Genomic DNA, 12,182 nt, shown 5'->3' with positions numbered 1-12,182 from the left:
GTTGAAGCTGCCTGAATAAAAACAAAGCGGCTATTTTACCCGAAAGCGCAAAAGCCGTGTTTCAAAAGGTCGTCTGAAAACCTTTTATTACAGGGCAAGATGCAGGGTTTTGCAGGGTTATCGCAAAACCGCGTAAACGCTGCGCGCAAAAACACCGTCATACGTAAAACAAGGTTTATTTGCTTGATAGGGTGTTGCCTTGCCGATAACATGGCGGCGTTTTTATATGCCTTCCCCGAAAGGATACAGTATGGCTAAAACAAAATCTTTATTGGCAACCGGCATTTTGGCACTTTTCTCCGCCACCGCTTTCGCCGCTCCGCTTCCTGCCGAAATTTACCTTCCCGCAGGCGCGCATACGGTTAAAGCCGATCGTCAGGGCAACGGCGAATTCGAATACGAAGCCGAACTGCCCGCACGCGGCAACCCGATTCCATCTTTGGCAAAAAAAGTCATCGCCCACGCGCGCAGCAAAGGTTTTCATGTGGTCGAATCTGAAATCAAACACGACGATGCCGATTTGAAATTCAAACGCGGCAGACAAGAATTGGACGTCTCCATCGAAAATAAAGGACACGGCCGCATCGAATACAAAGCTGATTTAGACTTGGACAAACGCTAAATCGAGAAATACCGGAAAGGTCGTCTGAAAAGAGGTTTCAGACGACCTTTTTGTATGATTAAGCACACAGAACCAAAACGGCAGGATAGGGCGTTAACTGCGATTTAGGTGAAAGCCGAATCATGCCGTATCGTTTTATTTGCCTCCGCAATATTTTGTTTTACTGTAAAACACGGTAAAATCCGCGCTCAACACAATATTGAGACAAAACAGTACCGAAATAAATGGTGTTGTCCGATCTCAAATAAATAATATTGACGCAATCACTACAATGCCAACATTCCACATTGCAAAGATCATGAAAAAAACACTCTTACTCCTCTCTCTTTTCACTATGTCTGCGGCAGAAGCCGCTGATGCCCCGCCCAAAACTCCAAACCAGCCTGCCCCCGAGTTGCAGGTCAAAACGGCAGAACCTGCCCCCTTCGAAGAAGAGGCGGTCAAACCTGCCGCCGAAACGTCGTCTGAAAAAGTCGTGAACGTCGATGCCAAAACCCTGCTCGACAATCCCCAATTACTTTCTCGTGCCATGTATTCCGCCGTTGTGTCGCGCAACATCGCGGGCATCAAAGTCGTCCTGCCGATTTACGAACAATGGCCGGGACACGATAAAAACATGGCGCTCTACGCACGCGGACTGGTTGCCCAAAACGACGGCAAAATGAAAGAAGCCATCGGGTATTACCGTCAATTTATCGCCGAAAACCCCGATGCCCCCGTCGTCCGCTGGCAGCTTGCCACCGCTTTGTTTGAAGACAAGCAAAACGAAGCCGCCGCCGACCAGTTCGACAAACTTAAAACAGAAGCCAACCTGCCCGAGCCGCTCGTCAAAGGCATTGAGTCTTACCGAAAAGCATTGCGCGAGCGCGATTCGTGGAAATTCAACGCCGGCTTGAGCGTTACCCGCGAACAAAATATCAACCAAGCGCCCAGCCGCCGCACATACGGCAACTGGACTTTCCCCGAGCCTATCGACGCTACCGCCATCAACTACCAACTCGGCGCAGAGAAAAAATGGTCGCTGCCCAAAGGCTGGTACGTTACGGCAGGAGCGGATACCTACGGCAAAGTTTATCCCGAACGAACCAAGTATAACGACGTGACCACCCGCTTCTCAGTGGGCGCAGGTTACGCCGACCAGCGCAACGACATCGGTTTGACCCCGTTCCACGAACGTCGCTTCTACGGCAACGATCCTTACACCTACTCCAGCGGTGCGCGCCTGCACATCAACCGCTGGTGGCAGCCCAAGCTGCAAACCCTGAGCGCCGTTGAAATGGGTCGTCTGAAAAACACCCGGCGCGCCCGTTCCGACAGCAACAACCGCCTTCTGAGCAATTCCGTTGTCTATTACCGAAACGCCCGTCAATACTGGGTCGGCGGTTTCGACATCTATCAGGAACGCAATAAAGAAGACAAATCGGACAGCTTCGACCGCTACAGCCTCCGTACCGCATGGGGGCAGGAATGGGGCAAAGGGCTGTCCACCATGTTGCGCCTGAGTGCGGCGCAACGCCGTTATCAAACGCCCAGCCTTTTGAGCGGTCAGGAAAACCGCCGCGATAAAGAAGCGGATATTTCGCTCGCCGTATGGCACCGCGCTTTCCACTTCAAAGGCATCACCCCGCGCCTGACCGTCGCCCACCACAAAACATGGAGCAACGACAAATATAATGAATACGGAAAAACCAGAGTGTTTGTCGAATTCAGCAAAACGTTCTGATTGTGTTTGGTTTGAATAATAAAAGGTCGTCTGAAATTTTTCAGACGACCTTTAGCTTTTTATTTGCGTAAGGGCGGATTGTGTAAATTTTTGGAAAAATAAATCTAAAGTTATATTTCGATAGTTTACATTGTTGTTTGCCTAGCATTTTATTTTCAAAAGGATTTTGAAAATATGGTTGGCGGAATAGGGCGTAACAGGTACTTGAAGATTGGGAGGCAGGGTAGGGCGGTCGGTTATTTTGACTGGTTTGGGGCGGGGTTTTCACTTACAATCAAACAAGGTTTACGTATGGCAACATTTCTCCGTTCAATGTCAGGATGGGTCGCAGGCGTTTTCTGTTTGACTTCTCGGCATTGTGCGGGCGTGTTTGTTCGGGCTTTTGTCTGTAAGAAAAACAAGGAAAAACAATGCGCCGCTTACCAATTTTATCCCTCATCTTATTCCCTACTTTGTCGCACGCTGCTGATTTTGACGGCGCGTCGCTCAGTCTGTTTTGGGGTGCGCCGTTTGCGTTGATTCTTTTGTCTATTGCGTTGGGGCCGCTCTTTTTCGCACATACTTGGCACCACCATTTCGGCAAGATTACGGCGTTTTGGACGCTGCTGTTTTTGGTTCCGTTCGCCGTTGTGTTCGGTTTCGGGGCGGGTGTGCATACGGTTGCCCATGCGTTGGTTGAGGAATATATCCCCTTTATCCTGCTGCTTTTGGCTTTGTACACGATTTCGGGCGGGATTTTGGTTTGGGGTAAGCTGCACGGTACGCCCGCGCTGAATACTGGGTTGTTGGCGGCGGGTACGGTGATGGCTTCCTTTATGGGAACGACCGGTGCGGCGATGCTGATGATTCGTCCGCTGCTGAAAGCAAATCATTACCGCAAGAAAAAAGTACATATCGTTGTATTCTTTATTTTTTTAGTGGCAAATATCGGCGGTGGACTGACGCCGTTGGGTGATCCTCCGCTGTTTTTGGGCTTCTTGAAGGGCGTGGATTTCATGTGGACGGTGAAACACATGTTGATGCCCGTATTGATCAGTACGGTGGTGCTGTTGCTGGTGTTTTATATTATCGACAGCCGCTATCACGCGCGTGAAACTAGTGTGGAACAGATTCAGCAGGAAGAGGAAGTCGAGGAAGATTTGCGGATTTCCGGTAAATGGAACTTCCTGCTGCTGGCGGGCGTGGTCGGTGCGGTTTTGCTGTCCGGCTTGTGGAAGCCCAATCATCCGGGATTTGAAATTTTTGGCAGCCACTATGCTTTGCAAAACTTGGTCCGCGATGTGATTTTGCTGGTGTTGACCATTGTTTCGCTGCTGATTACGCCCAAGCAGGTTAGGGCGGGCAATGAATTCAATTTCGACCCGATTGCCGAAGTGGGCAAACTGTTTTTGGGTATTTTCATTACGATTTCCCCTGTTTTGGCGATTTTGAAGGCAGGCGAGGCAGGTGCACTGGGTGCGGTGGTGTCGTTGGTGCATGACGCCGCAGGCAATCCGATTAATACGATGTATTTCTGGATGAGCGGTTTGTTGTCCGCCTTTTTGGATAATGCGCCGACTTATTTGGTGTTCTTCAATATGGCGGGCGGCGATGCTCAGGCTCTGATGACGGGGCATTTGTTCCATTCGCTGCTGGCTATATCCATGGGTTCGGTGTTTATGGGCGCACTGACTTATATCGGTAATGCGCCGAACTTTATGGTTAAAGCGATTGCCGAGCAGCGCGGTATTCCAATGCCGACTTTCTTTGGTTATATGATGTGGTCGGTAGGGATATTGATTCCGCTGTTTATACTGCATACGCTGATTTTCTTTGTTTGGCAGTTGTTCTGATAATTGCTTGTCCTCAAAAGGTCGTCTGAAAACCTGATTCTTGTGATTCGGTTTTCAGACGACCTTTTTGTATTCTGCCGCTTGTTTTGAAGAGATTAATTTTTGGCATCAATATGTTGTGCTTTTATTGAAGGCTTATTTCGTACGAGACATGGGGTAGAAGGCTGGAAAAAATCTGCGTAAATCTGACATAAAGCGGGCTGTTCCTGCTAAAATCAAACACTTTACAGTTTTCATTTGATTGTTGTTTTCCGTAAGTAAGGCTTTACTTTCAGACGACCTCTCCCACGCTTTCCAGTTTCAAACGTCGTCTGAAAAGTTGGATCATTTTATTCTGTTTAACTCATCACAAGTAATGCAAACCTATGATTAAAATCAAAAAAGGCCTAGACCTGCCCATCGCGGGCAGACCAGAGCAAGCCGTTTACGACGGTCCGGCCATTACCGAAGTCGCGTTGCTTGGCGAAGAATATGCCGGTATGCGCCCCTCGATGAAAGTCAAGGAAGGCGATGCCGTCAAAAAAGGCCAAGTGCTGTTTGAAGACAAGAAAAATCCGGGCGTGGTGTTTACTGCGCCGGCTTCCGGCAAAATCGCCGCGATTCACCGCGGCGAAAAGCGCGTGCTTCAGTCGGTTGTGATTGCCGTTGAAGGCGATGACGAAATCGAGTTTGAACGCTACGCGCCCGATGCGTTGGCAAACTTAAGCGGCGAAGAAGTGCGCCGAAATCTGATTCAATCCGGTTTGTGGACTGCGCTGCGTACCCGTCCGTTCAGTAAAATCCCTGCCGTCGATGCCGAGCCGTTCGCCATTTTCGTCAATGCGATGGACACCAATCCGCTGGCGGCAGACCCTGTGGTTGTGATCAAAGAAGCCGCCGAGGATTTCAGACGAGGTTTGCTGGTGTTGAGCCGCCTGACCGAACGAAAAATCCATTTTTGTAAAGCAGCCGGTGCGGACGTGCCGTCTGAAAACGCCGCCAACATTGAAACACACGAATTCGGTGGCCCGCATCCCGCTGGCTTGAGCGGTACGCACATTCATTTCATCGAGCCTGTCGGCGCGAATAAAACCGTTTGGACCATCAATTATCAAGACGTGATTGCGATCGGACGTTTGTTCGTAACAGGTCGTCTGAATACCGAGCGCGTAGTTGCTTTGGGCGGTCCGCAAGTCAACAAGCCACGCCTCTTGCGTACCGTTTTGGGTGCGAAGGTGTCGCAAATTACTGCCGGCGAATTGGTTGACGCGGACAACCGCGTGATTTCCGGTTCGGTATTGAACGGCGCGATTGCGCAAGGCGCGCATGATTATTTGGGACGCTACCACAATCAGATTTCCGTTATCGAAGAAGGCCGCAGCAAAGAGCTGTTCGGCTGGGTTGCACCGCAGCCGGACAAATACTCGATTACGCGTACGACCCTCGGTCATTTCCTGAAAAACAAACTCTTCAAGTTCACGACAGCCGTCAACGGCGGCGACCGCGCCATGGTTCCCATCGGCACTTACGAGCGCGTGATGCCGCTGGACATCCTGCCTACCTTGCTTTTGCGCGATTTAATCGTCGGCGATACCGACAGCGCGCAGGCTTTGGGTTGCTTGGAATTGGACGAAGAAGACCTCGCTTTGTGCAGCTTCGTCTGCCCGGGTAAATATGAATACGGCCCGCTGTTGCGCAAGGTGCTGGAAACCATTGAGAAGGAAGGCTGATTATGGGCTTGAAACATTTTCTGGAAAAAATCGAACCGCACTTCCTGCCGGGCGGCAAACATGAAAAATGGTATGCCCTCTATGAAGCTGCGGCGACGATTTTCTACACATCCGGCGCGGTAACGCGCAAAGCGGCACACGTCCGCGACGCGCTCGACTCCAAACGCATGATGATTTTGGTGTGGCTGGCTTTGTTCCCCGCCATGTTTTACGGCATGTACAACGTCGGCGCGCAGGCATTCGGTGCGCTGACACCCGATTTGCTGCAACAAAGCATCGCCAACGACTGGCATTACGCCCTTGCCAACGCTTTGGGCATTAATATGTCGTCTGAAGCGGGCGTGTTGGGCAAAATGCTGTTCGGCGCGATTTACTTCCTGCCGATTTACGCAACCGTATTTATCGTCGGCGGTTTCTGGGAAGTCTTGTTCGCCACCGTGCGCAAACACGAAATCAACGAAGGTTTCTTCGTGACTTCGATTTTGTTTGCCTTAATCGTTCCGCCTACGCTGCCGCTGTGGCAGGCTGCCTTAGGTATTACCTTCGGCGTGGTGGTTGCGAAAGAGGTGTTCGGCGGTACGGGTAAAAACTTTATGAACCCTGCACTGGCAGGCCGTGCCTTCTTGTTCTTCGCTTATCCCGCCAATATTACCGGCGACACCGTTTGGACGGCAGTTGACGGCTATTCTGGCGCAACTGCGTTGGCGCAATGGGCGGCACACGGTTCGGAAGGTCTGAAAAACGCCGTTACCGGTAAATCCATCACTTGGATGGATGCGTTTATCGGCAACCTGCCCGGTTCTATCGGCGAAGTATCCACGTTGGCGCTTTTAATCGGCGGCGCATTTATCGTGTTTGCCCGCATTGCTTCTTGGCGCATTATTGCCGGCGTGATGATTGGTATGATTGCCATGTCTTCGCTGTTTAATGTTATCGGTTCGGACACCAATCCGATGTTCAGCATGCCTTGGTACTGGCATCTGGTTGTTGGCGGCTTCGCCATCGGGATGCTGTTTATGGCGACTGACCCTGTTTCCGCCTCCTTTACCAATGTCGGCAAATGGTGGTACGGCGCGCTAATCGGCGTGATGTGCGTGTTAATCCGCGTGGTCAATCCGGCTTACCCCGAGGGCATGATGTTGGCGATTCTGTTTGCCAACCTGTTTGCCCCGATTTTCGACTATTTCGTCGCACAAGCGAACATCAAACGCAGAAAGGCGCGCAGCAATGGCTAAGAAATTCGATAAAGACAGCTTCAGCGGCACGCTGATTGTGGTGTTGGCGGTCAGCCTGATTTGCTCGGTCATCGTGGCGGGCGCGGTTGTCGGCTTGAAACCGGTGCAGGAAAAACAAAAGGTTCAGGATAAGCAAAGCTACATCCTGAGCGTTGCCGGTTTGCTCGATAAAAATACCGACATCAGCAAAACCTTTGCCGACCGCATCGAACAACGCGTGGTCGATTTGGCGACCGGCGAATATGTGAAAGACGCGCCGAAAGACTTCAGCGCGCGCGTTGCCGCCAAAGACCCTGCGCAAAGCATCCAAATCAAACCCGAAGACGATTTGGCAGGCATCAAAAGCCGCGCCAAATACACCGAAGTTTATTTGGTAAAAGGCGATGACGGCAAAGTCAGCCAAATTATTCTGCCTATGCACGGCAACGGTTTGTGGTCAGTCATGTACGGCTTCGTCGCCATCCAACCTGACGGCAACACCATCAATGGCATCACTTACTACGACCAAGGCGAGACTCCGGGCTTGGGTGGCGAAATCGGCAATCCGTTGTGGCAACAAAAATTCGTCGGTAAAAAACTCTTTGACGAACAAGGCAAACTTGCCCTGCACGTCGGCAAAGGCGCAGGTTCGGATAAAGAACACGGCGTAGATGCACTCTCCGGTGCATCGCTGACTTCCAAAGGCGTACAAGGCTCGTTCGACTACTGGTTCGGCGAAAACGGCTATATCCCCTACCTGAACAAATTGAAATCAGCAGGAGCACAATAATGGCTGATATGAAACGCTTGAAACATTTGATGTTTTCACCCTTTATCGACAACAACCCGATTGCCTTGCAGGTTTTGGGTATTTGTTCGGCGCTGGCGGTTACCACCAAACTTCAGACGGCCATCGTGATGGGTATTTCCGTCAGTTTGGTAACCGGTTTTTCCAGCTTCTTCATCTCGCTGGTGCGCAATTACATTCCAAACAGCATCCGCATTATCGTGCAGATGGCGATTGTCGCGTCGCTGGTTACGCTGGTTGACCAATTATTGCAGGCCTATGCTTACGAATTGTCCAAACAGCTCTCTGTATTCGTCGGTCTGATTATTACCAACTGTATCGTGATGGGTCGCGCTGAAGCCTTCGCCATGAAAGAGCCGCCGCTGGAAAGCTTGGTGGACGGTATCGGTCAGGGCGCGGGTTACGGCATGTTGCTGATTATCATCGCCAGCATCCGCGAATTGATCGGTTCAGGCAAACTCTTTGGGTACACCATTTTCCAAACCGTACAAGACGGCGGCTGGTATCAAACTAACGGCCTTTTCTTGCTGGCACCGAGCGCGTTCTTCATCATCGGCTTTTTGATTTGGGGTTTGCGCACATGGAAACCCGAACAGGCGGAGAAATAAGACATGGAACACTATTTAAGCCTTTTTGTGAAATCCGTCTTCATTGAAAACATGGCGCTGTCCTTCTTCTTGGGCATGTGTACTTTTCTGGCGGTATCGAAAAAAGTATCCACCGCATTCGGCTTGGGCGTTGCCGTTACCTTCGTACTCGGCCTGTCCGTCCCAGCCAACCAGCTCGTTTACTCGCTGCTCAAAGACGGCGCGATTGTCGAAGGCGTGGATTTAACCTTCCTGAAATTCATCACCTTCATCGGCGTAATTGCGGCTTTGGTGCAGATTTTGGAAATGTTCTTGGACAAATTCTTCCCTGCTCTCTACAACGCACTGGGTATTTACCTGCCGCTGATTACCGTAAACTGCGCGATTTTCGGTGCCGTTTCGTTTATGGCGCAACGCGAATATAACTTCGGCGAATCCGTCGTGTACGGCTTCGGCGCGGGCTTGGGCTGGATGTTGGCGATTGTCGCTTTGGCGGGCATTACCGAAAAAATGAAATATTCGGACGCTCCCAAAGGCCTCAAAGGACTGGGCATCACCTTCATCTCCGCCGGCCTGATGGCGATGGCGTTTATGTCGTTCTCCGGCATCCAGTTATAAGAAAGGATTCGGCATGGAAATTATTTTAGGTATCGTGATGTTCACCGTCATCGTCTTGGCTTTGGCACTGATGATTCTGTTTGCCAAATCTAAGCTGGTGAGCGAAGGCGACATCACCATCAAAGTCAATGATGAAAAAGAGCTGACTATGCCCGCCGGCGGCAAACTGCTAGGCGCGCTTGCTAGCCAAGGCATCTTCGTTCCCTCCGCCTGCGGTGGCGGCGGTTCGTGCGGACAATGTCGCGTTGTCGTGAAAAGTGGCGGCGGCGACATTCTGCCGACCGAGTTGTCCCACATCAGCAAACGCGAAGCACGCGAAGGCTGCCGACTGTCTTGTCAGGTCAACGTCAAAACCGACATGGACATCGAAGTACCGGAAGAAGTGTTCGGCGTGAAAAAATGGGAATGCACCGTCATTTCCAATGAAAACAAAGCCACGTTCATTAAAGAACTCAAGCTTGCCATTCCCGAAGGCGAAGAAGTTCCCTTCCGTGCCGGTGGCTATATCCAAATCGAAGCCCCGCCGCACACCGTTGCCTACAAAGACTTCGACATTCCTAAGGAATATCACGAAGACTGGGATAAATACAATCTGTGGCAATATGTTTCGAAAGTGGATGAGCCGATTTTGCGCGCATACTCCATGGCTTCATATCCAGAAGAAAAAGGCATCATCATGCTGAACGTGCGTATCGCCACGCCGCCTCCGCGCGTACCCGATGCGCCTCCAGGACAAATGTCGTCCTACATCTGGTCGCTCAAACCCGGCGATAAAGTAACCATCTCCGGTCCGTTCGGCGAATTCTTTGCCAAAGACACCGATGCTGAAATGGTATTCATCGGCGGCGGTGCAGGTATGGCGCCGATGCGCTCCCACATTTTCGACCAGCTGAAACGTTTGAACTCCAAACGCAAAATCACCTTCTGGTACGGCGCACGCTCCAAACGCGAAATGTTCTATGTTGAAGACTTCGACCAACTGGCAGCAGAGTTCCCGAACTTCACATGGCACGTCGCCTTATCCGACCCGTTGCCGGAAGACAACTGGGACGGCTACACAGGCTTCATCCACAACGTGGTTTACGAAAACCACCTGAAAAACCACGAAGCACCGGAAGACTGCGAATTCTATATGTGCGGCCCGCCGATCATGAACCAGTCCGTCATCAAAATGCTCAAAGACTTGGGCGTGGAAGATGAAAATATCCTCTTGGATGACTTCGGCGGTTAAGTATTCGGCTTCAAATACAAAAGGAAGAAACCTCGGTTTCTTCCTTTTTTTGTTTAGATAAAGATGAAGGTCGTCTGCAAACAGGAAAACGGGTTCCGCTAAAATTTTCAGACGACCTTTGGACTTTTCAGAAAAATAGCATTGTTCTCACTTATTTTGAGAATTATTTTGCTATATTGTTCATGATGAACGATTCAGACGAGTTGCAAGATGTTTGACAATGTTATCTGCTGCTTGACGTTTATCTGTTTCTGGAAATGAAATCTCATTTTCATCATCAATAATGGTGATTTGATTAGTCGTTTTTCCCATTGACAGGGAAATTTGATTTGCAATCAGCATCGGGATATTTTTCCTGATTTTTTTGACTCTGGCATATTCTAGGATGTGTTCGCTTTCAGCGGCAAACCCGACACAGAATGGAGGGGTAGGTAAAGAAGCAATGGAAGCGAGAATATCAGGGTTTTCCGTTAATTCGATAACAGGAACTTTACCGGAACCATCTTTTTTCATTTTTTGAGAACTGCTATTTTTCACCTTATAGTCAGCAACAGCTGCAACGGAGATAAATACATCTTGGTCGGTAATATGATTGTGAACAGCGCGGAACATTTCTTCAGCGCTTACGGCTTGTTCTGTATGTAAAAGTCCGGTCGGAATAGTAGTTTGGAGTTGTCCATAGATCAAAGTTACTTTAGCCCCTGCAGCCCGGCATGCCCGTGCTAAAGCCGTACCCATCTGTCCGCTAGAGATGTTTGTAATACCGCGTACGGGATCGATGGCTTCAAACGTTGCTCCGGCTGTGATCAAAATACGTTTGCCTAATAAGATTTTGGGTATCCATAAGTCGGAAATTAAATCAGCCAAATCAGCTGCTTCAAGCATTCGGCCAAGTCCAATTTCCCCACAGGCCTGTTCGCCATACGCCGGCTGAAAGACAGTAATACCGTCTGAACGTAGTTGTTCGATGTTGCGTAGATTGGCAGGATTGTTCCACATCTCTACATTCATGGCAGGAGCAACTGCTAAAGGACATTTCCGTGCGGCAACAAGATTAGTCAGGAGGTTATCCGCAATGCCATGGGAAATTTTTGCGATCGTATTGGCTGTTGCCGGTGTAATGACCAACGCATCTGCCTCACGTGTTAAATTAATATGAGCCATGCCATTTCCTAAGCCATTTTCATGCGTATCTGTTAAAACAGGATTTCCGCTTAAGGCCTGAAAAGTCAGTGGTGAAATAAATTCGGTTGATGCTTTGCTCATTACCACACTGACTGAATGTCCCTGTTTTTTCAATAAGCGTACCAACTCGCAAGACTTATAAGCGGCAATGCCGCCACTAATACCCAGCAGAATATGTTTACTCATGACTAAAATACATGTTCAAAATATGTTTATACTAACATGGATAAAGAACAAACAAGCAATTTTGAGGAAGGCCTATACCTATATATGTCAACGAGGCGATGCAATATTCAGGAGGGCAAATATTTTCTGAATGAGCAAGATTGGTAAAATATGATGCGAAATTGAATAACAAAGGTCGTCTGAAAGAGATTTCAGACGACCTTTGGTGTTGTTGGCGGTTGTGTTGTTTGTCGGTGTGTGAGTTGGATGGTTTTGGGCTGTTCGGGTTTGGATTGAGGGTGTTTTGAAATGCTGTTTTGAGGGTTCTGAAATAAAAATCTTTGTATTTCAGTTTGTTGGTGTGTTTTGTAGAATTTTTTGTTGTTTGGGAGTTGACGGTTTTTGAGGGGAGGGGTATAGTTCGGTTCTTCGCTGCTTTGGCGGTGATTGAACGAACTAATAAGTATATCACAGTTGGTCTGGTTTTT

Annotated in this window: 11 protein-coding genes; 9 read left to right on the top strand and 2 right to left on the bottom strand. The window is 49.5% G+C overall.

What is annotated here, in order from left to right:
* Positions 1 to 250 precede the first annotated feature (250 nt).
* From AC5M9B_RS04925 to nqrF, 9 genes are all read left to right on the top strand, one after another.
* Positions 251 to 622, top strand: coding sequence for a hypothetical protein (locus AC5M9B_RS04925; protein ID WP_019270093.1), 372 nt, complete (start codon positions 251 to 253; stop codon positions 620 to 622).
* Between the two features lie 298 nt (positions 623 to 920).
* Positions 921 to 2,345 carry a surface lipoprotein assembly modifier gene (locus AC5M9B_RS04920; RefSeq protein WP_209283082.1) on the top strand — a complete coding sequence of 475 codons (1,425 nt, stop codon included), beginning with the start codon at positions 921 to 923 and terminating at the stop codon, positions 2,343 to 2,345.
* Positions 2,346 to 2,755: 410 nt separating this feature from the next.
* A complete protein-coding gene (locus tag AC5M9B_RS04915) occupies positions 2,756 to 4,177 on the top strand; it encodes a sodium:proton antiporter (RefSeq protein WP_070497458.1) in 1,422 nt (473 codons plus the stop codon).
* A gap of 365 nt (positions 4,178 to 4,542) precedes the next feature.
* Positions 4,543 to 5,886: a Na(+)-translocating NADH-quinone reductase subunit A gene (locus AC5M9B_RS04910; protein WP_146736294.1), complete on the top strand. Its 1,344-nt coding sequence runs from the start codon at positions 4,543 to 4,545 to the stop codon at positions 5,884 to 5,886.
* Positions 5,887 to 5,888: 2 nt separating this feature from the next.
* Entirely contained in the window at positions 5,889 to 7,121 is a 1,233-nt protein-coding gene (locus tag AC5M9B_RS04905) for an NADH:ubiquinone reductase (Na(+)-transporting) subunit B (protein ID WP_146736295.1), read from the top strand.
* On the top strand, positions 7,114 to 7,890 hold the full coding sequence (locus AC5M9B_RS04900; protein WP_009425722.1) for a Na(+)-translocating NADH-quinone reductase subunit C: 777 nt from the start codon (positions 7,114 to 7,116) through the stop codon (positions 7,888 to 7,890). The genes AC5M9B_RS04905 and AC5M9B_RS04900 overlap by 8 nt, the downstream gene beginning before the upstream one ends.
* Positions 7,890 to 8,516, top strand: coding sequence for an NADH:ubiquinone reductase (Na(+)-transporting) subunit D (locus AC5M9B_RS04895; RefSeq protein ID WP_003741088.1), 627 nt, complete (start codon positions 7,890 to 7,892; stop codon positions 8,514 to 8,516). Before AC5M9B_RS04900 ends, AC5M9B_RS04895 begins: the two co-directional genes overlap by 1 nt.
* Positions 8,517 to 8,519: 3 nt before the next feature.
* Positions 8,520 to 9,113 (top strand): NADH:ubiquinone reductase (Na(+)-transporting) subunit E, encoded by a 594-nt coding sequence (gene nqrE / locus AC5M9B_RS04890; RefSeq protein WP_003741087.1) that lies wholly within the window; start codon positions 8,520 to 8,522, stop codon positions 9,111 to 9,113.
* 13 nt (positions 9,114 to 9,126) lie between these two features.
* On the top strand, positions 9,127 to 10,344 hold the full coding sequence (gene nqrF / locus AC5M9B_RS04885; protein WP_049230621.1) for an NADH:ubiquinone reductase (Na(+)-transporting) subunit F: 1,218 nt from the start codon (positions 9,127 to 9,129) through the stop codon (positions 10,342 to 10,344).
* A 180-nt stretch (positions 10,345 to 10,524) separates the two neighbouring features.
* Here the strand turns inward: nqrF and coaBC are convergent, their stop codons facing one another.
* The gene (gene coaBC, locus AC5M9B_RS04880; protein ID WP_070654856.1) at positions 10,525 to 11,715 is read right to left on the bottom strand and encodes a bifunctional phosphopantothenoylcysteine decarboxylase/phosphopantothenate--cysteine ligase CoaBC; all 1,191 of its coding nucleotides are present in this window, start codon (positions 11,713 to 11,715) and stop codon (positions 10,525 to 10,527) included.
* 191 nt (positions 11,716 to 11,906) lie between these two features.
* A partial coding sequence (locus AC5M9B_RS04875; RefSeq protein ID WP_487648323.1) for a hypothetical protein occupies positions 11,907 to 12,182 on the bottom strand: 276 nt, incomplete at its 5' end.

The sequence above is a fragment of the Neisseria flava genome, from assembly GCF_982712965.1.
Note: the sequence above shows the minus strand (reverse complement) of the source record. Positions and strands in the feature narration are given on the sequence as shown.

What these genes read in the sequence shown, in the direction of transcription:
- coaBC (WP_070654856.1), bottom strand. Translation starts at nt 11,715, where the DNA reads ATGAGTAAACATATTCTGCTGGGTATTAGTGGCGGCATTGCCGCTTAT.
- AC5M9B_RS04895 (WP_003741088.1), top strand. Translation starts at nt 7,890, where the DNA reads ATGGCTGATATGAAACGCTTGAAACATTTGATGTTTTCACCCTTTATC.
- AC5M9B_RS04920 (WP_209283082.1), top strand. Translation starts at nt 921, where the DNA reads ATGAAAAAAACACTCTTACTCCTCTCTCTTTTCACTATGTCTGCGGCA.
- nqrF (WP_049230621.1), top strand. Translation starts at nt 9,127, where the DNA reads ATGGAAATTATTTTAGGTATCGTGATGTTCACCGTCATCGTCTTGGCT.
- AC5M9B_RS04905 (WP_146736295.1), top strand. Translation starts at nt 5,889, where the DNA reads ATGGGCTTGAAACATTTTCTGGAAAAAATCGAACCGCACTTCCTGCCG.
- AC5M9B_RS04915 (WP_070497458.1), top strand. Translation starts at nt 2,756, where the DNA reads ATGCGCCGCTTACCAATTTTATCCCTCATCTTATTCCCTACTTTGTCG.
- AC5M9B_RS04925 (WP_019270093.1), top strand. Translation starts at nt 251, where the DNA reads ATGGCTAAAACAAAATCTTTATTGGCAACCGGCATTTTGGCACTTTTC.
- AC5M9B_RS04900 (WP_009425722.1), top strand. Translation starts at nt 7,114, where the DNA reads ATGGCTAAGAAATTCGATAAAGACAGCTTCAGCGGCACGCTGATTGTG.
- AC5M9B_RS04910 (WP_146736294.1), top strand. Translation starts at nt 4,543, where the DNA reads ATGATTAAAATCAAAAAAGGCCTAGACCTGCCCATCGCGGGCAGACCA.
- nqrE (WP_003741087.1), top strand. Translation starts at nt 8,520, where the DNA reads ATGGAACACTATTTAAGCCTTTTTGTGAAATCCGTCTTCATTGAAAAC.